Origin of the sequence: Kluyvera sp. CHPC 1.251 (assembly GCF_036759945.1) — a bacterium.
In the GTDB taxonomy this organism is placed as follows: domain Bacteria; phylum Pseudomonadota; class Gammaproteobacteria; order Enterobacterales; family Enterobacteriaceae; genus Kluyvera; species Kluyvera sichuanensis.
In genome coordinates this window covers 154,852-178,684 of sequence record NZ_JAPKIC010000010.1, presented here as the reverse complement: position 1 = coordinate 178,684, position 23,833 = coordinate 154,852, and the positions used below count along the sequence as shown (strand labels likewise).

Sequence of the window (23,833 nt, the reverse complement as noted above, 5' to 3'; positions counted from 1 at the left end):
CAGGCATCAATTTAGTGAAGAAGCCCATCCTGACGGATGGGCTTTTTTGCGTCTGTAGAAAATAAAAGTGCAGTGATAATGTGTACGGATAATGCCCAATCCGTAGCCCGGACGAGGCGTTTACGCCGACTCTGGGGCCATGCACACTGCCGGATACATATCTACTCCGCTCGTTTTTCCCTTCAAACGAACCTCACAACTGAAGTTACTCCTAAATCGTGATCTTGCTAATGAAAAACGTGATATCGATCACTAATTTACATATAACAATTATATAACATTTCATTTACTAAAATATCTGCCTGCGTGACGTGTTACGCCCGGTTAAGGCAGGAGATCGCTTTTGGCAGGAGTTAACAAATGGCTGTAACCAGTGTGACCCCGGAAGGGACGCTTACCGGCAGCGATACTCGCCGTCGTATCATGGCAATTGTCGGGGCATCATCGGGGAATCTCGTTGAATGGTTTGACTTTTATGTCTACTCATTCTGTTCTCTGTATTTTGCCCACATCTTCTTTCCATCCGGAAATACCACCACCCAGCTCCTGCAAACCGCAGGCGTCTTTGCCGCCGGTTTTCTGATGCGCCCTATTGGCGGATGGCTGTTTGGCCGCATCGCCGACCGTCGTGGACGTAAAGTCTCCATGCTTATCTCCGTTTGCATGATGTGCTTTGGTTCGCTGGTGATTGCCTGTCTGCCGGGCTACAGCGTGATTGGCACCTGGGCTCCGGCACTGCTGCTGCTGGCGCGCCTATTCCAGGGGCTCTCCGTTGGTGGGGAGTATGGTACAAGTGCGACCTATATGAGTGAAGTGGCGGTTGAAGGGCGTAAAGGCTTCTATGCTTCTTTCCAGTACGTCACCTTAATCGGCGGTCAACTACTGGCAGTGCTGGTCGTTGTTATTCTGCAAAACGTGATGGACAGCGAAAGCCTCCACGCCTGGGGATGGCGTATACCGTTCGCTATGGGCGCAGTGCTGGCGATTGTTGCACTGTGGCTGCGCCGTCAACTCGATGAAACGTCACAAAAAGAGACGCGTACGTTAAAAGAGGCAGGTTCCTTCAAAGGGTTATGGCGTAACCGCCGAGCCTTCCTGATGGTGTTGGGCTTTACTGCTGCCGGGTCGCTAAGCTTCTATACCTTCACCACCTACATGCAGAAGTATCTGGTGAATACTGCAGGCATGAGCGCTAATCTCGCCAGCGTGATTATGACGGCAGCGCTGTTTGTTTATATGCTGGTACAACCATTCTTTGGCCTGTTGTCGGATAAGGTAGGACGCCGCACTTCAATGCTCTGCTTCGGCGCACTGGCGACGCTGTTTACCGTGCCGATTCTCTCGGCATTGCAAAACGTTACTTCGCCTTATGCTGCATTTGGTCTGGTGATGTGCGCACTGTTGATTACCAGCTTCTATACCTCAATCAGCGGGATTCTGAAGGCTGAAATGTTCCCGGCACAGGTTCGAGCTCTGGGGGTCGGGCTCTCTTATGCGGTAGCGAATGCGTTGTTTGGCGGTTCGGCTGAGTACGTTGCACTGTCGCTGAAGTCATCCGGGATTGAGACGGCCTTCTTCTGGTACGTTACGGTGATGGCGGCGCTGGCGTTCCTCGTCTCGCTGAAGCTGCACCGCAAAGGGAAAGGGTTACGCCTGTAGCACGCTAATGCTGCGCCAGCTGCCACACCGCATAGCCGGTTGTGGCACCGGCGACATCCCACGCAAAGTCTTTCCAGCTCCAGCCGCTTCCCGCCGGGCGGCTATCCCACAGCTCCTTTGATGCGCCCAGACTGACGGAAAACATAAAGCCAATGGCGGCGCTGCGGTCGCGGCTGATGCCCTGGTGCTGCGCATATTCGTTACCGGCGGCAGAGAGCATGGCGGAGGCAATAAAATGCTGGGCTTTATCCTGCCCGCTCCAGCTGTCGTTTGCCATATGGCTACAGCCGCTTAATACGAGTGCGCTACAAAGAACGAGGATGCGGGTCATTATAGCTCCTTGAAAAAAAGCCCCGTCGAAACGGGGCTGCAATTTAAAGGATACGGCTGATCAGTCGGTCGATACGAATACGTCGCAGACGGCGAATCAGCTTACGCACCTTAACGGGGTATTCAGCGATGCTTTGCAGATCGCGGAAGTCATTTACCACCGTCGTGTGTTTGCGGATCAGATCCAGCTCTTTCTGGCGCATAGAAGCCAGCTGCTTTTTCGGATCGTGGATCAGCACGGCGTTTTCTAGATCCAGGCGCCAGGCGCGCGGGTTAAGGTTGTTGCCGGTCAGCAGGATCCACTCGTTATCGACCCACATCCCTTTCAGGTGATAGGTATTATCCTCGTCTTTCCACAGGCGCACGGTCAGCTGATCGGTATTGATGTAATACTGCAGGCGGCTCAGGAAGCGGCGCAGGTTAATCTCATACAGATAAGGCAGCGCACCGATAATTTTAAACGGCTCGTTTTCTGGAATGTAGAAGTCGTTTGCCGTCTTATCGCCGACGATGATCTCGACCTTTTTCCCATCCCGCAGCAGGCGAATAATATTCCGCACCAGCAGCGCAGGCAGGTTGAAGTATGGCGTGCAGATGGTGAGCTTTTCCTCAGTGCACGGCATCAGGTGGAAAATCGTTTTGTTCAGTACGCTGGTTTTGCCCAGACCGACCAGCGGCGTAACGGTAAGCTCGTCATCGCTGGCATTACCCTCAAAATGGTAGCTGGTATCGCGCAGTTCCTGACGATAAAGGCGAATATCGTTTTTGATTTCCGGGCTTTTCGGACGCTCGGTATTATCGAGACGGTTAACACCACGGCCTTCAACCAGATTCTCCGACACCCAATTAAACATGATGTCGGCCATCTGTGGGTTATGGATGCACTGATAGCGGTCATAGCGATATTTATCGTGCTGATGCAGATAGACATCGTTGATACTCGCGCCGCTGTACAGCACGCAGTCATCAATAATGAAGCCCTTAAAGTGCAGCACGCCGAGCGCTTCACGGGTGTTAATAGGCACGCCATAAACGGGAACCTCTACGCCCGGATTCTCTTTCGCAGTACGGCAGTACCAGTCCGCATTGGTATTAGACGCGGCAGCACCAATACGCCCACGCTGTGCGCGATGCCAGTCAACCAGCACGCGGACTTCAAGTTCCGGGCGTTGACGTTTTGCTTCGTACAAGGCTTGCAGAATCGTCTTTCCGGCGTCGTCCTGTTCGAGGTACAACGCGACGATGCAAATTCGGCGCGTGGCGCTGGCGATTTTTGCGAGCAGAGCTTCACGGAAATCTGCTGGAGTATAGAAAAATTCAATATCATCAACAGACTGTGAAAGCTTGGGTAGTTGGGCAAGGTGTTGTTGATGTTTATTACGCTTAAATTTTGACAACATCACAGTGCGTATCTTCTCTGGTTTAGTGAAGGGTCCTCTGTACCTGGCAGACGACGTAAGCGGTCAATGATACCATCTCTGTCGGGTAAGGGCAGCATTTCCAGCAACTTAGTCATCACTCAGCCTTAGGGATAGCCCGACGATGCCATCTTCCAGCTGAATATCAACGTCAAAACCTAGCTTCCTCGCGAGCGCTATCATCCCGCGATTATTGGGCATAGTAATGCCGTTCAGGCGCAGTAAACCGTGAGCGCGAGTGTAGCCGATAAGCTTATCCAGCAACCTCCCGCCGAGCCCAAGGCCTTTTAGATCGGAACGAACCAGTACGGCAAATTCCGCGTCAATATTATCCGGATCGGAAATCGCGCGGGTCACGCCGAGGATCTCGGTATCGTCGCCAGAGCCGTGAACCGCCACAAAGGCCATTTCTCGATCGTAGTCGATCTGCGTCATGTTGGCTAAATCGTCATGGGTAAATTCGTTAATCTCGCTAAAGTAGCGGTAGTAGAGATCCTCTTTTGTGACCCGGGCGATAAACTGCTGCAATAGCGGCTCATCTTCCGGCAGGATAGGGCGAAACAGGCAGCGTTCACCGTTTTTCATGGTGACCCACTCTTCCAGATGCTGAGGATACGGACGAATGGCAAGCCGGCTTTCGCTCGAGCCGCTAAACGGGGCGATATCCAGCGTCACATCCAGCGCGGTAAATTCGTTGCCGGAAACCAGCAGCGGGTGAATATCCAGGCGTTGGATCTCCGGGCAGTCGACAATCAGGTTTGAAACCTGCACCAACAGCTGACTTAAGCCCGGAATATCTAATGGGCGCAGCGCACTGCGGCCGCGGATTTTCTTACTCTTAATGGCCTGAATCACCAGATAGCGCGCCAGCGTCATATTCAGCGGTGGCAGCGCCACGGCGGCCTGATCTTCTGCACGCCACTCTACGCCGCCTTCGCCCAACATAATCAGCGGGCCAAAAACCGGGTCGTGCTCAACCACCACGCGCAGCTCCTGGGCGCCAGCACGGTTGGCCATACTCTGCACCAGCAGGCCGTGAATGCGCGCCTGCGGCCAGGCCATTTTGACGCGGTCGAGGATCGCATCAGCGGCCTGCTGCACCTCGGTGGCGGTGCGCAGGTAGAGCATGACGCCCTGAACTTCAGATTTGTGCGGAATGTCTGGCGAGCGCAGTTTCAACGCCACCGGGTAACCAATTTGCTCGGCGATATGTACCGCCTCGGCGCTGTCTGAGGCAATCCAGGTTGGCAGCGTATTCAGCCCATAGGCCTCCAGAATCGGGCGCACTTTGTGGGTGTCCAGCGCGCTGATGCCGCTGTCTATTGCCTGCTGTAGTAGCTCATGTGCCTGGCTGGTATTGGCCGTCAGGCTATGCGGTAGCGCTGGTGTTTCCCGCAGTTGCTTCTGATTACGCCGGTATTCCACCATATGCATAAAAGCGGTAATCGTCCCTTCCGGCGTGCGGTAGGTTGGAATGCCCGCATCGCTGAACATACGGCGCGCTTCCCGTGAGGAGTATTCGCCGCACCAGTTGGTCAGCACGCTGATGTAGTTCCCGCGAGGGTGCTTTTTGATAAGGTCAATCAGCGCGGTGGCGCTTTCACTGCCCGGCGCCGTCGCGCTAGGGGAGTGGATCACCATCAAGGCATCCAGGTCCGGGCTATTGAGCAGCACATTCACCGCCGCTAAATAGTGTTCAATGCTGGCATCATCGCGCAGATCCAGCGGGTTATTGGCCTCAACGGTGTCCGGCAACAGTTGCTGTAATTGTTGGCGCGTATCGTCACTGAGGGTGGCAAGCTTCCCGTTGCGCGCCCAGTGCTCGTCCAGCGCCAGTGCGGCCGGAGCCGCGCCGTTGCTGATAATCATCAGCCGCTCGCCGCGTAGCGGGCGCATATGGCTGAGGGTTTCAACGGCGGAGAAAAGCTCGTGGGTATCCTGTACGCGCAGCAGACCTGCGCGCTGAATGGCCGCATCCCAGGCAGGGTCCATCCCGGAGTTCACGTGCAGCAGACGCTGAGCGGCCGGGCTGCGTCCACTTTTAATCACCAGAATCGGTTTATTGCGTGAAGCGCTACGGGCGGCGGAGACGAAGCGCCGCGCATCGCTGAGCTGCTCCAGATAGAGCAGAATAGCGCTGGTTTTAGTGTCTCGCGCCAGATAGTCGAGCAGGTCGTCGACATCAATATCCAGGCTGTCGCCCAGCGCGATAAAGTAAGAAAACCCCATTTCCCGCTGCTGCGCCCAGTCGAGGATGGTATTGGAAACGGCGGCCGATTGAGAAATAAAGGCCAGCTTGCCTTTGCGAATGGGTACCGGGGAAAAGCTGGCGTTCAGGCCCTGCCATGGCGCCAGTAGCCCGAGGCTGTTTGGCCCCAGCAGACGCATCTGATAGCGTGCGGCGCAGGCTTTTAGCGCGCTGAACTGGTCAGGGGTAGAAGAGAGAATAATGCAGGTTTTACAGCCCTTTTCCCCCAGCGCTTCCAGTAGCTCAAAGTTGCGGCGAGCGTGGGTGCAAAGCACCGCGAGATCCGGCGAAAAGGGGAGGCTATCAATCGTCGGCCAGGCGAGAACGCCAAGCACTGCTTTCCAGGCTGGGGTAACGGGCAGAACGGGGCCGGCAAAGCCGCCGGCCAGCAGATTCTGCATCATTAAAAAACCGGCCCGCTGTGGTTTCATCGAGGCACCAATCACCGCAATGGATTTTGGCCTCAGAAGTGCTTCCAGCCCACGTTGACTCATAGCCGTCTTCCTTACGCGACAGTAATCTGATGAGTTTAACCGTTTTCCGCTTCGGCTGTTGTGATGTTCCCCTGATGATGAGCTTTTCCTGCAAGGTAGTGCTCACGAAAACGAGTGAAGTGTCCGCTGAGCGCAGAGGCTGCCCCGGTGTCGTTGGCTAAATCCAGTAGCGCAATGGCGACTTCGGCGGTGCAGTACTGACCTTCGACATGTGCTTCGCGCAGGCTGTAGGCCGATACGCGCGACAGGTCGACGGAGATAAGCGGCAGATTGTCCAGCCACGGGCTTTTGCGGAACATTTTCCGCGCTTCTGGCCAGGTTCCGTCTAACATAATAAACAGCGGCGGTTTTCCAGCGGGTGGCGTAGTGAGCACCTGACGGTCCGGGTCTGCGTAGGACGATGGGAAAACCACCATCGGCTGGTAGTCCGGATTTTTAACCAGCTCGAGCAGCGCCTGAGGTGGCGCGGTACGTGACCATTGAAAAGCCTCGGTTTGCGGCAAAATGTCGGCAATCAGGCGGCCTGTGTTGCTGGGCTTCATCGGTTCGGTATCGAACATCACCAGACAAAAACGGCTCTTTGCCGGATGCGGGGCGATGGTGTCGCACAGACAATAGCGTTGCACCAGCAGACAGCGCTGGCAGCGACGAACCCGATTACCACGGGCAAGAAAGGGGCGAGTCGCGCGGGCAAGTCGCTCGGCGCGCAACCGAAGAACGGCGTTATCAATCATGGGAATCGGGAATCGTACGGCAAAAACGCTATTGTCGCAGAGGCGAATACGGGGCACAAGATGTGCCCCGTGGGGATTATGCCTGCAGCGCTTCGTTCAGCCAGCTTTCAAACGGCGCTTTCGGTACCGCGCCGTTGAGCATATCGACAACTTCACCATTTTTGAAAATCATAATGGTCGGAATGCTGCGGATGCGGAAGCGGGCGCTGAGTTCTCGTTCCGCTTCGGTGTTCACTTTCACAAAGCGAATTTTGCCGCTTTGCTCTTCGGCGACATCTTCGAAGATGGGCGCGAAGTTACGGCATGGGCCGCACCATGGCGCCCAGAAATCAACAACAACGGGAAGATCGTCCTTCAGCAGTTTATCCAGCGTGCTGTCCGTAGCGTTAATCACTTCGCCATCGAACAGGTCTTCACCACAGCGTCCACATTTTGCCGCTTCGTTAATACGCGCTTCCGGAATGCGATTAAGCGCCTGGCAGTGGGCACAAACGGTATTCATAACTCACCTCTGGGTCATCGTGTTGCAGAACGGCAGTGTTGCCGGATGTTTCTATAATGTTACACATTATCAACAAGACTGTATTAATCAACAAGGCGTTTTATCCGATGGATATAATAGTCGTGGTCTTTTTTATGAAGTAATGGCTAAGCGCTAACACATCAGGTAATCTGCGCGCTTCGCGCAGCGCAGGTGGAGAAAAACATGAGCGACGAACTGAAGAACAAAAACGGCAAGGTCAAAGTGATGTACGTCCGCAGTGACGATGACTCGGACAAACGCACCCAAAATCCTCGTACTGGTAAAGGCGGAGGCCGTCCTGGCACATCCCGTGCTGGTGCTTCCCGTGCCGAAGGCGGTCGTCGCCCTGCCCGTGATGAGAGAAAGGGTCCTAACAGCGAACGCGGCCGTGAACGTGGCCGTGACCGCGATGTAGAACGCGATCGCGATCGTGGTGAAGGCTCCCCATGGCGTACGGTTTCCCGTGCTCCGGGTGACGACGCTCCAGCGAAAGCCGATCACGGCGGGATCAGCGGTAAAAGCTTTATCGATCCAGAAGTACTGCGTCGTCAGCGCGCAGAAGAGACCCGTGTATACGGTGAAAACGCCTGTCAGGCGCTGTTCCAGAGCCGCCCGGACGCGATCGTTCGCGCATGGTTCGTACAGAGCGTTACCCCACGCTTTAAAGAAGCGCTGCGCTGGATGGCGGCGAACCGTAAAGCTTATCACGTGGTTGATGAAGAAGAGCTGGCGAAAGCGTCCGGCACTGAGCACCACGGCGGCGTTTGCTTCCTGATCAAAAAGCGTAACGGGACGTCCGTACAGCAGTGGGTTGCGAAAAGCGGTGAAGAAGATTGCGTACTGGCGCTGGAAGACGCGGGTAACCCGCACAACCTCGGCGCGATGATCCGCAGCTGCGCGCACTTCGGTGTGAAAGGCGTGGTACTGCAGGACGCCGCGTTGCTGGAATCCGGTGCCGCTATCCGTACCGCAGAAGGTGGTGCTGAACACGTTGAGCCAATCACCGGTGATGGTTTCATCGATGCGCTGGAGCAGTTCCGCGATGCGGGTTACACCATCGTAACGACCAGCGGCAACGGTCGTGGCATGCCGCTGTTCAAATCCGAGCTGCCTAAGAAGATGGTTCTGGCGCTGGGCCAGGATCGCGATGGCGTTTCCGAAGCAGCTGCCGCTATCGCTGATATGAGCGTGTCTATCGACGGGACGCGTGCCGTTGAAGGTCTGAACGTCTCCGTGGCGACGGGCGTGCTGTTAGCCGAATGGTGGCGTCAGCATAAAGCGTAAGCAAACGCGATGTTGAAAAAAAACCGGTAGAGGCGACTCGACCGGTTTTTTTATATCTACACCATTCCCCGGCTGAGCAACACGACGCCGGGAAAACCTCCGAACTATTCCGGCAGCACCGGCATCCAGTCAATCGGCGCTTCACCGCGCTGCACCAGCCACTCATTCGCCTTCACAAAATGGTTGCTGCCAAAGAACCCGCGATGCGCGGAAAGCGGTGATGGGTGCGGTGCTTTCAGCACGCAGTGGCGCTGAGTATCGATAATGGCGCCTTTTTTCTGCGCGTGCGATCCCCATAATAAGAACACCACGCCTTCGCGATGTTCGTTAATCAGCGCGATCACTTTATCGGTAAAGGTTTCCCAGCCGAGGCTGGCGTGGGAGTGCGCCTGTCCTGCGCGAACGGTCAGCACGGTGTTGAGCAGCAGCACGCCCTGGCGCGCCCAGCTCTCAAGATAGCCGTGGTTTGGACGGGTAAAACCGGGGATGGTTCCTTCAAGCTCTTTGTACATATTCAATAGAGAAGGCGGCGTCGCGATCCCCGGCTGCACAGAGAAAGCCAGACCGTGCGCCTGATTAGGGCCGTGATACGGGTCCTGCCCGAGAATCACCACCTTCACATCGTTTAACTCGGTAAAGCGAAAGGCGTTAAAGACATCTTTCTGCGGCGGATAGATAGTCTGGCCGGACTGACGCTCGCTGGCGACGGTAGCAAGGGTGTTCACAAAATAAGGCTGCTCTTTTTCAGCGGCCAGCACGTCGTGCCAGGTTAAAGGGGTGGTCATCTCGCTCTCCTGCGAATTGCTATCGGTATAGCTTAACTGCTTCTTTCGACATCACAAAATCGGAAGGCGATGCACATTGCTGGTGAAATAAAAAAAGTTGAAGATTTACAACGATTTTTACATGAGTCGCGGAGCGTAACTTGATGTAAAACAAGTATTTTCCCGTATGACCTTTTTTATGGTGTGGTTTTTGTTGATTTAAATCAAAGAATCAGGGGTGTTTGAGGGGTATATATACACTCAAGCAACAATGGTTTTACCAATTGGCCGCGGTCAGGCCGGTTAAAAACGAATATAAAGAGCCTTAGGGAGGCATCAAATGATTACAGGTATCCAAATCACTAAAGCTGCAAACAACGATCTGCTGAACTCATTCTGGCTGCTCGACAGCGAGAAAGGCGAAGCACGCTGCCTGTGTGCAAAAGGCGGTTACGCAGAAGATGACGTTGTTGCCGTCAGTGCGCTGGGCGACATCGAATACCGTGAAATCCCGGTTGAAGCGAAACCAGAAGTCCGCGTTGAAGGCGGTCAGCACCTGAACGTGAACGTGCTGCGTCGTGAAACCCTGATGGACGCGGTTGAGCATCCGGAAAAATACCCACAGCTGACCATTCGTGTGTCTGGTTATGCCGTGCGCTTTAACTCTCTGACCCCAGAACAGCAGCGCGACGTTATTGCGCGTACTTTTACTGAGAGCCTGTAATTTCTCAGGGGTGGGAAAGTGGCGTGTCGGGCTAGCCTGACATCAGTAGATGAATCCCCCCGCAGGGTGCCTGCGGGGGGATTTTTTTATTTTGCTTCTTCGCGACCTACCAGAACGGTGGTGAGCGTAAAGGAGAGGATCAGTGCGATGGCCACGCCGGAAAGCGCAAAGACAAAGTAGGGGCCGATATAGGCGGGCAGGCTAAAGATGCTCGACAAAATATAGCCATACAGCCGCACGCCAAAGAAGGCGATAAACGCGGAAGCAAGAGAGCTGGCAATAGTTGCCGCGATAAACGCTTTTTTGTAGCGGGTAAGCACGCCGAACAGCGCGGGCTCGGTAATGCCCAGCAGCGCGGAAATTGCGGCAGAAAGCGTGACCGTGCGGTTCTCTTTGCTCACCCGCCAGATGGCGAATGTGGATCCCGCGATGGCCATGTTAGCCATAAACATCATCGGCATCAGCATGTCGTAGCCACGATCGCTAAAGTTCTGTAGTGCAATCGGCGTCATAGCGTGGTGCATACCGGTCAGGATCGCGACCGGGCGAATTGCTCCCACTACCAGTCCGGCAAAGCTTGCCGACACGCCAAAAAGCCCTTCAATAAACCACGCGAGCATTTTCCCCAGCCAGATACCAATCGGGCCAATCACTACCAGGGCCGCCAGCGCGCCAAGGAACAGCGTCAGCGTCGGGGTAAAGACCGTTTTCAGCACCTCTGGCATTATCCTGTCGACCGCCTGATGGATATATTTCAGCGCCAGAATCGAGAAGATAACGGGTATCACGCTGGAGGCGTAGTTAAAGACCGATACCGGAATAGCGTTGAGTAACCAGAGCGCAGAGACGGCGTCGGCCTGATGGGTTGCCAGCGCTTTGGCGGCGTCAATCAGCGTTGGATGCATCAGACATGCCGCAACCGCGGTTGCCAGATATTCATTGGTTTTAAAGATCTTCGCCGCTGAAACGGCGAGGAAGAACGGCAGAAAGTAGAAAACGCCGCTCGCTATCAGGTCGATAATCATCACGGTATCGCTTTTCGGCGATACCAGCTTCAGCGCGATAAGACCCGCCAACAGACCTTTAATCATCCCTGCGCCCGCGATGGCGGGGACGATAGGGCCAAAGACGCCGGACACCGTATCCATAAACAGCGAGACCAGGCTTTTTCGCGCTTTGGGCGTGCTGTGAGACACGTGCTGTTCACCGTTGCCTAAGCGCTCCTGCAGCAGTTCATACCAGCTGTTGACCTTTGGCCCGATGATTATCTGAAACTGATCGCTTTGTAGCTGCGCACCCAGCACGCCGGGCAGCTTTTTAATGTCTTCCTGCGCAACTTTATTATCATCAATCAAATCAAAGCGTAGCCGGGTCATACAGTGCCAGACTTTATTGATATTTTCCTGACCACCCACCAGACCAATAATTCGGCTGATAGCCTCTTGCGTCCCCATAGCGGCTCCTGCGGTATGTTTGTTGTTTTATTTGTCTGTGGAAATGGTAAATAAGCTATTCAATAAAAACAAACCAATAAAAGATGATGATAATCACATTTTGCGCTGTATTTGACTATTGAAGGCGCTTATTGGATTAATTGGTACGTTTTTTAAATATAAATTAATGAGTTTTTGAACCAAAATATTTATTCAATAAAAAGGTTTACCCCATGCGGAAAATAGGGCGAAGATAATAGGAATCCATTATTAATTCTCCCTGGGAGCTTTCGGTGAAACCTACGCTGATTACTGCGATTGAGTGCTTTATCACCCGTCCAGACCGCCATAATCTGGTGACGGTTCGGGTGACAACGGATAACGGAACGGTGGGGCTGGGCTGTGCGACGTTCCAGCAGCGCCCGCTGGCGGTGAAAACGCTGGTAGATGAATATCTACAGCCGTTGCTGGTGGGCCGTGATGCCAATAATATCGAAGACCTCTGGCAGATGATGAACGTTAACGCCTATTGGCGTAACGGCCCGGTAATGAACAATGCCATTTCCGGCGTTGATATGGCGCTGTGGGATATCAAAGCGCAGCTTGCCGGCATGCCGCTGTATCAACTGCTCGGCGGAAAATCGCGTGACGCGATTTCTGCTTATACGCATGCCAGCGGTGAAACGCCGGAGGAGCTATTCGTTTCCGTGGATAATCTGCTGGAGCAGGGGTACCGCTATATTCGCTGCCAGCTCGGTTTTTACGGCGGAACGCCGCGAGAAATGCAAACCCCGGAGAACCCAACGCCGGGGGCATGGTTCGATCAGGACGAATACGTGCGCAATACGGTCGAGATGTTTCGGCTGCTCCGCGCGCGCTACGGCCACCGTTTCCATATCCTGCACGATGTTCACGAACGCCTCTTTCCGCAGCAGGCATTGCAGCTGGCAAAGCAGCTTGAACCTTACCAGCCGTGGTTTATTGAAGATATTTTACCGCCACAGCAGAGCCCTTGGCTGGCACAGATTCGCCAGCAGACTTGCGTGCCGTTAGCGATGGGAGAGTTGTTTAATAACCCTGCGGAGTGGCATGACCTTATCGTCAACCGACAGATCGATTTTATCCGCTGTCATATTTCGCAGATTGGCGGTATCACTCCGGCGCTGAAGCTGGCGGTGCTGTGTCAGGCCTTTGGCGTGCGGCTGGCGTGGCATGGGCCGGGCGATATGACGCCGATTGGTGTCGCGGTGAATACCCATCTGAATATCCATCTGCACAATGCCGCCATTCAGGAATTCATCCCGCGCTCCGCGATGACGGATGCGGTATTCCCCGGCGCACCTGAAGTGAAAAACGGCTTTATCTATCCGCCGACGGCACCAGGCATTGGCGTTGGTTTTGATGAGGCACTGGCGCTGAAGCACCCGGTGATGTACCGCCCGCACGAGTGGACGCAGAGCCGCCTTCCTGATGGCACCATTCACACACCGTAAATCAACTCTGCGGCTGCTGGCGGAAGGTGAGGTTGTCGCGGTTATGGGGGATCACGTAGGTGCAGCTGTAATTGATATCGATAATGTCGCTTATCTCGTACACGCCCCCGCCGTCGAGGATCCCACGGTTGTTGATGTGCATGGCCGGGCTGCCTTTTTTGCAGCCCAACAACACCGACTGCTCGCGGCTGACGCTGACGGCTCGATAGCTGGTCAGCAGATGGGAAATCTGCAGCCCTTTGCTCAGCACGTACTGCTGTAACGAGCGTTCAATCACTTCCTGGTTGAGGTCGCTGAACAGGGCGGCGGGCATGCGGGATATTTCAATTTGGGTCGCGACGTCATCGACAAATCGCAACCGGCAGAACTGCCAGATAAAGTCGTCGTCGGTGAGGCCAAAAATTTGTCGGTCTTCCCGCTCGGGACGCTTCTTGTGCAGGCTTACCATACGATAGCGCATCTGATCGAAACGCTTTTCGGTGATTGAGTTATAGACCAGCGGGTTGCTGCGCGTCTGCTCGTTAATCCAGATACCGGAACCCTGAACGATGCGAACCACTCCGATGCTGGCAAGTTTCTCCAGCGCCTGACGAATGGTAAAGCGTGACACGCCGTACTCCTCGGCCAGCTGGCGTTCCGGCGGGAGCTTGCGCGGCCCTTCGCTGTGCTGCTGGTAGATTTTGCTGAGGAGATCCTGAGTCACAAACTCTTTTTTCTTCATGGTCAGCTTCCGTTACCTTCCAATATGAAAACGCCGGGAGGTTATCCCGGCGTTTGTTTTACTCTTCGTTAGTCTGCTCTGGCGCAGCGCTGCCACTTGGTTTACGGCGTTTGCCAACGTTCTTGGCATCGCGGTGACGGACCTTCACACGCGGTTTTTCTTTGTCTTTCTCTTTCTTCTTCTCGGCGCGTTTGGCGAGCACTTTCTTCGACGGTTTGCCGGTCATTTTTTCGCTCGGCGCGCGCGTCGTCGGACGCAGTTCGTCAATGACGCGAGATTTCAGCGGCTCTTCGACATAGCGGCCGATTTTCAGCAGCAGCAGGTGATCGTGCGTTTCCACCAGAGAAATCGCCGTTCCTTTACGACCGGCACGGCCGGTACGGCCGATACGGTGCAGGTAGGTATCTGCGCCGCGTGGCATGTCGAAGTTGATGACGTGGCTAACGTCGGGAATATCGATCCCGCGTGCGGCAACGTCGGTGGCAACCAGTACGTTGACGCGACCGTCGGTCAGACGCTTAATGCCTTCGGTACGCTTAATCTGCGGCATCTCGCCTTCGAGATAGCAGTTGTTGATCCCTGCCTGACGCAGGATTTCCGCCAGCTCGTGCACACGCTCGCGCTTACGCACAAACACGATGGTACGGGTGGCATCTTCCTGCTTCAGCAGGTGTTTCAGCAGCTCAACCTTGTGCTCGAAGTTATCGGCGCGATAGTACCACTGATGGATTTTCTTACGCTCGCGGGTCGACGGTGTTGCAGACACTTCGACCGGATCTTCCAGCAGACGCTCGGCAAAGTCTTTAATCGCTTCGCCTTCGAGGGTCGCGGAGAACAGCAGCGTCTGTTTACGCCAGCGGGTTTCACCGGCGATATGCTCGATATCCTGGGCGAAGCCCATGTCCAGCATACGGTCTGCTTCGTCGAGGATCAGCGTCTCAACGGCGCGGCAGTCGAAGTTTTCTTCTTTAATGTACTGCAGCAGACGACCGGTCGTCGCCACCACGATATCCTGGTTTTCGCTGAACACTTCAGCGTGGTTCATATACGCAACGCCACCGGTGATGGTCGCGATATCCAGGTGCGTGTTTTTTGCCAGCTCGCGAGCATGATCGGCGACCTGCATCGCCAGTTCACGCGTAGGCGTGAGGATCAGGATGCGCGGCGGGCCAGATTTTTTGCGCGGAAAGTCGAGCAGGTGCTGCAACGCAGGCAGCAAATACGCCGCTGTTTTACCGGTGCCGGTTGGCGCAGAACCGAGAACATCACGTCCATCGAGCGCAGGCGGAATGGCGGCAGCCTGAATGGCAGTCGGGCGTGTAAAGCCTTTATCCTGGAGGGCTTCCAGCAGGCTTTCGTCAAGTTCAAGTTCGGAAAAAGTCGTTACAGTCATGATTACCTCTGTGTGAGGCGCTGATTATAGACGTTACGGCTCTAATCTTCATCTGTTTGTATGGCTATCTGTTCTCGGGTATTGTGCATAGCTATAAAAGCTTATGCAGTTCCCCTGGCAAGGTAGACCATGATCTCTGATTCTAAATCCGCACTGCGCCGCAACGGATTTACCTTTAAGCAGTTTTTTGTCGCTCACGATCGTTGTGCCATGAAGGTCGGTACGGACGGTATTTTGCTCGGCGCCTGGTCGCCTATCGCACGGGTAACCCGGATCCTCGATATTGGCGCTGGCAGCGGTTTACTCGCGTTGATGCTGGCGCAGCGTACGGATGAAAGCGTGGCGATCGACGCCGTTGAGCTCGATGAAGACGCGGCGGAGCAGGCGCGTGAAAACGTGGCTGAATCCCCATGGCCGGAACGTATTCAGGTACATACAGCAGATATTCAGCAGTGGGTTGCCGGGCTGACCACGCGCTATAACCTGATTGTCAGCAACCCGCCTTATTATGAGCAGGGGGTGGAGTGCGCGACGCCGCAGCGTGAGCAGGCCCGTTACACCACCTCGCTCGACCATGAAGCGCTGCTGGCCTGCGCGGCGAACGCCATTACCGAAGATGGTTTCTTCTGCGTGGTGCTACCAGAAAATATCGGCCAGACGTTTACCCAACAGGCGTTATCCATGGGCTGGCATTTGCGCCTGCGCACCGATGTGGCGGAGACGGAGATGCGCCTGCCGCATCGGGTTTTACTCGCGTTTTCACCGCAGGGCGGCGAGTGCTTTAGCGACAGGCTGGTGATCCGCGGGCCAGAGCAGCAGTACTCGGAAGGCTACACTGCGCTGACCCAGGCGTTCTATCTATTTATGTGAACCAGCGGAGAGAGCACCGACGGGCCCGATTCGGCTAACAGCTCCGGGTAGTCGAGCGTGTAGTGCAGGCCGCGGCTCTCTTTGCGCATCATCGCGCAGCGCACGATGAGCTCGGCTACCTGCACCAGGTTACGCAGCTCCAGCAGGTTGTTCGACACGCGGAAGCGGGAATAGTACTCATCCAGCTCCTGCTGCAGCATGGTGATACGGCGCAGCGCGCGCTCCAGCCGTTTGGTGGTGCGTACAATACCGACGTAGTCCCACATAAAGAGGCGCAGCTCGTGCCAGTTATGCTGAATCACCACCAGTTCGTCGGAGTTTTCCACGCGGCTCTCATCCCACGCAGGCAGCTTTTCGGTCTGACGGGCGTACGGCATGCGTTTGTGAATATCTTCCGCCGCCGACCAGCCGTACACCAGGCACTCCAGCAGCGAGTTGGATGCCATGCGGTTGGCGCCGTGCAGCCCGGTATAGCTCACTTCACCGATGGCATAGAGCCCATCAACGTCGGTACGGCCGTAGTCGTCAACCATCACGCCGCCGCAGGTATAGTGCGCCGCCGGCACAATTGGCACTGGCTCTTTGGTCAGATCGATCCCCAGGCCCAGTAACTTGTCATAAATCATCGGGAAGTGCTGACGCACAAAATCTTCCGGTTTATGGCTGATGTCGAGATACATGCAGTCAACGCCAAGGCGTTTCATCTCATGGTCGATGGCGCGTGCGACAATATCACGCGGTGCCAGCTCGGCACGTTCGTCAAAGTCCGGCATAAAACGGCTGCCATCCGGGCGCTTCAGGTGTGCGCCTTCACCGCGTAACGCTTCGGTCAGCAGGAAGTTACGCGCCTGCGGATGGTACAGCGCGGTAGGGTGGAACTGATTGAACTCAAGGTTTGCCACGCGGCAGCCTGCACGCCAGGCCATGGCGATACCGTCACCGGAGGAGATATCCGGGTTAGTGGTGTACTGATAGACCTTTGAAGCACCGCCGGTCGCCAGCACGACCGATTTCGCCGCACAGGTTTCAACCTTCTCTTTATTACGATCCCAAATCCAGGCACCTACCACACGGCGGGTACCAGGCAGGCCAACTTTATCAGAGATGATCAAATCAACGGCGTTGCTGCGCTCCAGAATGCGGATGTTGGGATGGTTAATCGCTTTACTGACCAGGGTGTTTTCGACTTCGCGCCCGGTAGCATCGGCAGCATGCAGAATACGGCGATGGCTGTGCCCGCCTTCTCGCGTCAGATGATAACTTTCTTCTCCGTTTGCCTGTACCTGGGTGTCAAACAGCACGCCCTGATCGATAAGCCACTGCACGCAGTGTTTGGCGTTGCTGGCAACAAACGACACGGCCTGACGGTCGCAAATGCCAGCACCGGCAATCAACGTATCATCGATATGCGATTCAATGCTGTCGGTCTCATCGAAGACGGCGGCAATACCGCCCTGAGCATAGAAGGTTGAGCCTTCGCTAATCGGCCCTTTGCTCAGCACGATGACCGAACTGTGCTCTGCCAGACGGAGTGCCAACGACAGTCCAGCTGCGCCGCTACCGATAATCAGTACATCACAAGAAAGTTCTGGAAGTGAGTTCATCGTTTTTGTTTAATTTACTAAACACGGTAAGCGGAGAGTAGCACTATAAAAGCGACATGGGCAGGGTTTTTTTGAACTATGGTTGTAATGACTAAACATCGCCTGACTAAATGGGCGAGTATAAGGGGGGATAATTAAGACGAAAGCTATGAGTTTTAAGACGTATTTATGATGAAATAAAAGCCGGGTTACGTTACTCTGCTCGGGATTTGCGTTTTTATTTCGCAACTTACGTATTGGTAAGCATCAGCAGACTTATAATGATAGACAATGAACGGTCTGAGCTAAACAAAAAACAAAGCGTAACGGAACTTTACGAAATTCGAACACTCTAAGTCTCTGCTTGCTCATAATGCAGTGGTGGAGTGGCATTCTGATTACGCATGGGAATAAGGTTTGGGGAGACATTACCTCGGATGAGCGAGCAGTTAACGGACCAGGTCCTGGTTGAACGGGTCCAGAAAGGAGATCAGAAAGCTTTTAACCTACTGGTAGTGCGCTATCAGCATAAGGTTGCGAGCCTGGTTTCCCGCTATGTACCCTCTGGCGACGTGCCGGATGTGGTGCAAGAGTCTTTTATTAAGGCCTATCGCGCGCTGGATTCTTTCCGGGGAGATAGTGCTTTCTATACGTGGCTGTACCGCATTGCGGTCAACACGGCTAAAAATTATCTGGTTGCTCAGGGTCGTCGCCCGCCGTCCAGTGATGTTGACGCGAACGATGCCGAAAACTTTGAAAGCGGTGGCGCTTTGAAAGAAATTTCGAACCCTGAGAACTTAATGTTGTCAGAAGAACTGAGACAGATAGTTTTTCGTACCATTGATGCGCTTCCGGAAGATTTACGCATGGCAATTACCTTGCGGGAGCTTGATGGCCTAAGCTATGAAGAGATAGCGGCCATTATGGATTGTCCGGTTGGTACGGTTCGTTCACGTATCTTCCGTGCGCGAGAAGCTATCGATAATAAAGTTCAACCGCTTATCAGGCGTTGATGGAAGCGGGATACTGGAAAAGGTATTAGGCATGCAGAAAGAAAAACTTTCCGCCTTAATGGATGGTGAAACGCTGGACAACGAGCTGCTGACAGAGTTGACGCGCTCGGCAGAGTTACAGGAAACCTGGTCAAGCTATCACCTGATCCGCGATTCGCTTCGCGGCGACACGGGTGACGTGCTTCACTTCGATATTTCCTCTCGCGTAATGGCCGCCATCGAAAATGAGCCGGTTCGTCTTAAGACAGCGCCGCTTATTCCTGAAGCCCAGCCAGCACCGCATCAATGGCAGAAGATGCCGTTCTGGAGCAAGGTTCGTCCATGGGCCAGTTCGCTTACCCAGATGGGCGTGGCAGCTTGCGTATCGCTTGCTGTTATTGTCGGCGTTCAGCACTATAATGGGCAACCGGAATCCTCCCAACCTGAATCACCGGTATTCAACACGCTGCCGATGATGGGTAAAGCCAGTCCGGTCAGTCTGGGGGTTCCTTCGGACGCGTCGGCAGGCAGCACCGGGCCGCAACAGGTTCAGGAACAGCGCCGTCGCATTAACGCTATGCTGCAGGACTACGAATTGCAGCGTCGCTTGCATTCAGAACAGCTTCAGTTTGAGCAGGCACAAACCCAGCAAGCGGCTGTTCAAGTGCCAGGTTATCAAACTCTAGGAACGCAATCGCAGTAATGAAGCAACTTTGGTGTGCCATGTCCCTTGTGGCTGGTAGCCTGTTCTTCACCGCCAACGCCTCGGCTGATGTATCGTCCGGGGCGTTGTTGCAGGAGATGAATCTGGCCAGTCAGTCACTCAACTACGAGCTGTCGTTCGTCAGCATTAACAAATCAGGCGTCGAATCACTGCGCTATCGTCACGTGCGTCTTAACGGGCAGCCGCTGGCGGAACTGCTGCAGATGGACGGCCCACGCCGTGAAGTGGTCCAGCGCGGAAACGAGATCAGCTACTTTGAGCCGGGTCTCGATCCGTTCACGCTGAACGGTGACTATATCGTCGACTCGTTGCCTTCCCTGGTTTATACCGATTTCAAACGCCTTGCGCCTTACTACGACTTTATCTCCGTAGGCCGTACGCGTATTGCCGACCGCATGTGCGATGTGATTCGTGTCGTAGCGCGTGACGGTACGCGCTATAGCTATATCGTGTGGATGGACTCAGAAAGCAAGCTGCCAATGCGCGTAGATCTCCTCGACCGTGACGGTGAAACCCTCGAGCAGTTCCGGGTGGTCTCATTCTCTACGGGCGACCAGGTCAGCACCAGCATGCAGGGGCTGGCGAAAGCCAACCTGCCGCCGCAGCTCTCCTTGCCAACGGGCACCAGCGCTACCTTTAACTGGTCTGCAAGCTGGTTGCCGCAGGGCTTTAAAGAGATTTCCAGCAGCCGCCGTACGCTGCCAAGCGTCGATAGTCCGGTTGAATCCCGTCTCTATTCCGACGGCCTGTTTAGCTTCTCTGTGAACATCAGCCGCGCGACGGCCAACAGCAGTGAACAGATGCTGCGGACCGGTCGCCGTACGGTCACTACGACCATCCGTAACCAGGCCGACATCACGATTGTTGGTGAACTTCCTCCGCCAACGGCGAAGCGGGTTGCTGACGGTATTCAATTCAAGGGTGCGCAATGATTAAAGAGTGGGCTACCGTTATCGCCTGGCATAACGGCGTTGCGCAGGTTAGCTGCGATGTAAAAGCCTCCTGCAATAGCTGCGCATCACGTGCGGGCTGTGGTAGCCGCGTGCTGAACAAGCTGGGGCCGCAGACGACCCACACTATTTCCGTACCTAGTGCCGAGCCGCTGGTGGCCGGGCAAAAGGTTGAACTGGGGATCACCGAAGGCAGCCTGCTTGGCTCAGCGATGCTGGTCTACATGTCACCGCTGCTGGGGCTGTTTGTGGTCGCGGCGCTGTTTCAGGTGCTATTCGGCACTGACATTGCGGCGCTGTGCGGCGCGGTGCTCGGCGGCGTGGGCGGGTTCCTGATTGCTAAAGGTCTCTCACCGCGGCTTGCCGCCAGGGAAACCTGGCAGCCCATCATCATCAGCGTGGGGCTTCCGCCTGACCTGATTCGCACCGCATCTTCTACCGAAATGAGCCAGTGATTACGCTGGCTTTATTATTTTTGGAACGCTTCTCGCAGGAAGCGCTATGCTTGCGGGAAGAGCATTTCCTGGTTACGCGGTTGTAGTGTAGAATGCGGCGTTTTCGAACGACAAACAACGTCAGGCTCCGTACCGCGGCCTCAAAGTATTCGTAAGGCATAAATATTTTAATATATGAAGAATATACGTAACTTCTCCATCATTGCACATATCGACCACGGTAAATCGACGCTGTCTGACCGCATTATTCAGATTTGCGGTGGCCTTTCCGACCGCGAAATGGAAGCCCAGGTTCTGGATTCAATGGATCTGGAACGCGAACGTGGTATTACCATCAAAGCGCAGAGCGTGACGCTGGACTTTAAATCAGCCAACGGGGAAACCTATCAGCTGAACTTTATCGACACCCCAGGCCACGTCGACTTTTCTTATGAAGTTTCCCGTTCTCTCGCGGCCTGTGAAGGCGCACTGCTGGTGGTTGACGCCGGGCAGGGCGTAGAAGCGCAGACGCTGGCGAACTGCTACACCGCCATGGAAATGGATCTGGAAGTGGTGCCGGTTCTGAACAAGATCGACCTGCCAGCGGCCGATCCAGAGCGCGTAGCGGAAGAGATTGAAGATATCGTCGGCATCGACGCCACCGACGCGGTACGCTGCTCAGCGAAAACCGGCGTGGGCGTGACCGACGTGCTGGAACGTCTGGTGCGCGATATTCCGCCACCGGAAGGCGATCCGGAAGGCCCGCTGCAGGCACTGATTATCGACTCATGGTTCGATAACTACCTGGGCGTGGTGTCGCTGGTGCGTATTAAAAACGGCACCATGCGTAAAGGCGACAAAATTAAGGTAATGAGTACCGGTCAGGTCTACAACGCAGACCGTCTGGGCATCTTCACGCCGAAACAGGTTGACCGTACCGAGCTGAAATGCGGCGAGGTAGGCTGGCTGGTTTGCGCCATTAAAGACATCCTCGGCGCACCGGTGGGCGATACCCTGACCCAGTCCCGTAACCCGGCTGATAAACCGCTGCCAGGCTTTAAAAAGGTAAAACCTCAGGTTTATGCGGGTCTGTTCCCGGTAAGCTCTGATGACTACGAAAACTTCCGTGATGCGCTCGGCAAGCTGAGCCTGAACGATGCTTCCCTGTTCTATGAGCCAGAAAGCTCCACGGCGCTGGGCTTCGGCTTCCGCTGCGGCTTCCTCGGCCTGCTGCACATGGAGATCATTCAGGAGCGTCTGGAACGTGAATACGATCTGGATCTGATCACCACCGCGCCTACCGTAGTGTACGAAGTGGAAACCACGGCAAAAGAGACTATCTACGTTGATAGCCCGTCCAAACTGCCGCCGCTGAACAATATCTACGAACTGCGTGAGCCAATCGCGGAATGTCACATGCTGCTGCCGCAGGCTTATCTCGGCAACGTGATCACCCTGTGTATTGAGAAGCGTGGCGTGCAGACCAACATGGTTTACCACGGTAACCAGGTGGCACTGACCTATGAAATCCCGATGGCGGAAGTGGTGCTCGACTTCTTCGACCGTCTGAAGTCGACCTCCCGCGGTTATGCGTCTCTGGACTACAACTTCAAACGCTTCCAGGCCTCTGACATGGTTCGTGTTGATGTCCTCATCAACAACGAACGCGTCGATGCTCTGGCGCTGATCACCCACCGCGATAACTCGCAGAGCCGCGGTCGTGACCTGGTTGAGAAGATGAAAGAGCTGATCCCTCGTCAGCAGTTTGATATCGCGATTCAGGCGGCTATCGGCACGCACATTATCGCGCGTTCAACCGTTAAGCAGCTGCGTAAAAACGTTCTGGCAAAATGCTACGGCGGTGATATCAGCCGTAAGAAAAAGCTGCTGCAAAAACAGAAAGAGGGTAAAAAGCGAATGAAGCAGATCGGTAACGTCGAACTGCCGCAGGAAGCCTTCCTCGCCATTCTGCATGTCGGTAAAGACAATAAATAATCTCTAAGGAGTTGGCATGGCGAACATGTTTGCCCTGATTCTGGTGATTGCCACACTGGTCACGGGCCTGTTGTGGTGCGTTGATAAGTTTATCTTCGCGCCCAAGCGGCGGGAACGCCAGGCGGCAGCGCAGGTTGCTACCGGCGAAACGCTGGATAAAAAGACGTTGAAGAAAGTTGGCCCGAAACCGGGCTGGCTGGAAACCGGCGCGTCGGTCTTCCCGGTGCTCGCCATCGTGCTGATCGTACGTTCATTTATCTATGAACCGTTCCAGATCCCGTCTGGTTCGATGATGCCAACGCTGCTGATCGGCGACTTTATCCTGGTGGAAAAATTCGCCTACGGGATTAAAGATCCGATTTACCAGAAAACGTTAATTGAAACCGGCCATCCGAAACGTGGCGACATCGTGGTGTTTAAATACCCGGAAGATCCGCGCCTTGACTACATCAAGCGTGCCGTGGGTCTGCCAGGGGATAAAGTGACCTACGATCCGATTGCCAAACAGGTGACCATTCAGCCAGGATGCAGCTCCGGTCAGGCGTGCGGTAGCGCGCTGCCGGTCACTTACTCCAACGTTGAACCGAGCGATTTCGTCCAGACCTTCTCCCGCAGCAACGGCGGTGAAGCGACCAGCGGTTTCTTTGAGATGCCGCAGGGCGAAAGTAAAGCAGATGGCGTACGCCTGACGCAGCGCCAGGAGACGCTGGGTGATGTTAATCACCGTATCCTGACGGTACCAATCGCGCAGGATCAGGTCGGCATGTATTACCACCAGTCCGGCTTGCCGCTGGCGACCTGGATCGTACCGCCAGGCCACTACTTCATGATGGGCGACAACCGCGACAACAGCGCGGACAGCCGTTATTGGGGCTTCGTGCCGGAAGCGAATCTGGTTGGTAAAGCTACCGCTATCTGGATGAGCTTCGAAAAACAAGAGGGTCAATGGCCAACCGGCGTGCGCTTAAGCCGCATCGGTGGGATCCATTAATTCTTAGTCTGACTTCACGTGGCGGCTATTCAGCCGCCACGTGAATTATTTCGTGTTTTAATCCATTCAAACTAAC

21 protein-coding genes are annotated in these 23,833 nt (G+C 54.9%); 11 read left to right on the top strand and 10 right to left on the bottom strand.

All coding sequences use genetic code 11. The features are described 5' to 3' along the window. Positions 1–360: 360 nt before the first annotated feature. Positions 361–1,659, top strand: coding sequence for an MFS family transporter (locus V6940_RS18710; RefSeq protein WP_333496866.1), 1,299 nt, complete (start codon positions 361–363; stop codon positions 1,657–1,659). 4 nt (positions 1,660–1,663) lie between these two features. Here the strand turns inward: V6940_RS18710 and V6940_RS18705 are convergent, their stop codons facing one another. The 5 genes from V6940_RS18705 to trxC all read right to left on the bottom strand — a co-directional run bounded on the left by V6940_RS18705 (position 1,664) and on the right by trxC (position 7,385). After that, positions 1,664–1,990, bottom strand: coding sequence for a YfiM family lipoprotein (locus tag V6940_RS18705; RefSeq protein WP_220438339.1), 327 nt, complete (start codon positions 1,988–1,990; stop codon positions 1,664–1,666). A 43-nt stretch (positions 1,991–2,033) separates the two neighbouring features. Then, on the bottom strand, positions 2,034–3,389 hold the full coding sequence (pssA, locus tag V6940_RS18700) for a CDP-diacylglycerol--serine O-phosphatidyltransferase (protein ID WP_333496865.1): 1,356 nt from the start codon (positions 3,387–3,389) through the stop codon (positions 2,034–2,036). Positions 3,390–3,497: 108 nt separating this feature from the next. After that, positions 3,498–6,149, bottom strand: coding sequence for a bifunctional acetate--CoA ligase family protein/GNAT family N-acetyltransferase (locus tag V6940_RS18695; protein WP_333496864.1), 2,652 nt, complete (start codon positions 6,147–6,149; stop codon positions 3,498–3,500). Between the two features lie 35 nt (positions 6,150–6,184). Then, positions 6,185–6,883, bottom strand: coding sequence for a tRNA-uridine aminocarboxypropyltransferase (locus tag V6940_RS18690; RefSeq protein WP_333496863.1), 699 nt, complete (start codon positions 6,881–6,883; stop codon positions 6,185–6,187). A 76-nt stretch (positions 6,884–6,959) separates the two neighbouring features. Further along, complete coding sequence (gene trxC, locus V6940_RS18685) at positions 6,960–7,385, bottom strand: thioredoxin TrxC (protein ID WP_123650357.1); 426 nt, start codon at positions 7,383–7,385, stop codon at positions 6,960–6,962. 204 nt (positions 7,386–7,589) lie between these two features. On the opposite strand from trxC, the gene V6940_RS18680 reads away from it, so the two are divergent. After that, a complete protein-coding gene (locus V6940_RS18680; RefSeq protein WP_333496862.1) occupies positions 7,590–8,690 on the top strand; it encodes a tRNA/rRNA methyltransferase in 1,101 nt (366 codons plus the stop codon). A gap of 104 nt (positions 8,691–8,794) precedes the next feature. On the opposite strand, the gene ung is transcribed toward V6940_RS18680, so the two are convergent. Then, complete coding sequence (ung, locus tag V6940_RS18675) at positions 8,795–9,475, bottom strand: uracil-DNA glycosylase (protein ID WP_333496861.1); 681 nt, start codon at positions 9,473–9,475, stop codon at positions 8,795–8,797. 319 nt (positions 9,476–9,794) lie between these two features. Here ung and grcA point away from each other — a divergent pair, with 319 nt between their 5' ends. Continuing rightward, complete coding sequence (grcA, locus tag V6940_RS18670; protein ID WP_185670077.1) at positions 9,795–10,178, top strand: autonomous glycyl radical cofactor GrcA; 384 nt, start codon at positions 9,795–9,797, stop codon at positions 10,176–10,178. A gap of 86 nt (positions 10,179–10,264) precedes the next feature. Here grcA and V6940_RS18665 read toward each other — a convergent pair whose 3' ends face one another. Next, entirely contained in the window at positions 10,265–11,632 is a 1,368-nt protein-coding gene (locus V6940_RS18665; protein WP_333496860.1) for a PTS transporter subunit EIIC, read from the bottom strand. Positions 11,633–11,904: 272 nt separating this feature from the next. On the opposite strand from V6940_RS18665, the gene V6940_RS18660 reads away from it, so the two are divergent. Then, positions 11,905–13,104: an enolase C-terminal domain-like protein gene (locus V6940_RS18660; RefSeq protein WP_333496859.1), complete on the top strand. Its 1,200-nt coding sequence runs from the start codon at positions 11,905–11,907 to the stop codon at positions 13,102–13,104. Between the two features lies 1 nt (position 13,105). On the opposite strand, the gene V6940_RS18655 is transcribed toward V6940_RS18660, so the two are convergent. Then, positions 13,106–13,825 carry a GntR family transcriptional regulator gene (locus V6940_RS18655; protein WP_333496858.1) on the bottom strand — a complete coding sequence of 240 codons (720 nt, stop codon included), beginning with the start codon at positions 13,823–13,825 and terminating at the stop codon, positions 13,106–13,108. Positions 13,826–13,883: 58 nt separating this feature from the next. After that, positions 13,884–15,218 carry an ATP-dependent RNA helicase SrmB gene (gene srmB, locus V6940_RS18650; protein WP_185670079.1) on the bottom strand — a complete coding sequence of 445 codons (1,335 nt, stop codon included), beginning with the start codon at positions 15,216–15,218 and terminating at the stop codon, positions 13,884–13,886. Positions 15,219–15,350: 132 nt separating this feature from the next. Between srmB and trmN the strand changes: the two genes are divergently transcribed. After that, positions 15,351–16,088, top strand: a complete 738-nt coding sequence (gene trmN / locus V6940_RS18645; protein WP_333496868.1) for a tRNA(1)(Val) (adenine(37)-N(6))-methyltransferase TrmN — start codon at positions 15,351–15,353, stop codon at positions 16,086–16,088. On the opposite strand, the gene nadB is transcribed toward trmN, so the two are convergent. Continuing rightward, on the bottom strand, positions 16,073–17,692 hold the full coding sequence (nadB, locus tag V6940_RS18640) for an L-aspartate oxidase (protein ID WP_333496857.1): 1,620 nt from the start codon (positions 17,690–17,692) through the stop codon (positions 16,073–16,075). The genes trmN and nadB overlap by 16 nt on opposite strands. Before the next feature lie 416 nt (positions 17,693–18,108). Here nadB and rpoE point away from each other — a divergent pair, with 416 nt between their 5' ends. From rpoE to lepB, 6 genes are all read left to right on the top strand, one after another. Next, positions 18,109–18,684: an RNA polymerase sigma factor RpoE gene (gene rpoE / locus V6940_RS18635; protein WP_035893821.1), complete on the top strand. Its 576-nt coding sequence runs from the start codon at positions 18,109–18,111 to the stop codon at positions 18,682–18,684. Between the two features lie 31 nt (positions 18,685–18,715). Continuing rightward, positions 18,716–19,366 carry an anti-sigma-E factor RseA gene (gene rseA / locus V6940_RS18630; protein WP_333496856.1) on the top strand — a complete coding sequence of 217 codons (651 nt, stop codon included), beginning with the start codon at positions 18,716–18,718 and terminating at the stop codon, positions 19,364–19,366. Then, entirely contained in the window at positions 19,366–20,319 is a 954-nt protein-coding gene (gene rseB / locus V6940_RS18625; RefSeq protein ID WP_333496855.1) for a sigma-E factor regulatory protein RseB, read from the top strand. Before rseA ends, rseB begins: the two co-directional genes overlap by 1 nt. Continuing rightward, positions 20,316–20,792: a SoxR-reducing system protein RseC gene (gene rseC, locus V6940_RS18620; RefSeq protein WP_333496854.1), complete on the top strand. Its 477-nt coding sequence runs from the start codon at positions 20,316–20,318 to the stop codon at positions 20,790–20,792. Before rseB ends, rseC begins: the two co-directional genes overlap by 4 nt. Positions 20,793–20,966: 174 nt before the next feature. Further along, complete coding sequence (lepA, locus tag V6940_RS18615; protein WP_333496853.1) at positions 20,967–22,766, top strand: translation elongation factor 4; 1,800 nt, start codon at positions 20,967–20,969, stop codon at positions 22,764–22,766. Between the two features lie 16 nt (positions 22,767–22,782). Further along, positions 22,783–23,757, top strand: a complete 975-nt coding sequence (gene lepB, locus V6940_RS18610) for a signal peptidase I (RefSeq protein WP_333496852.1) — start codon at positions 22,783–22,785, stop codon at positions 23,755–23,757. Positions 23,758–23,833 lie beyond the last annotated feature (76 nt).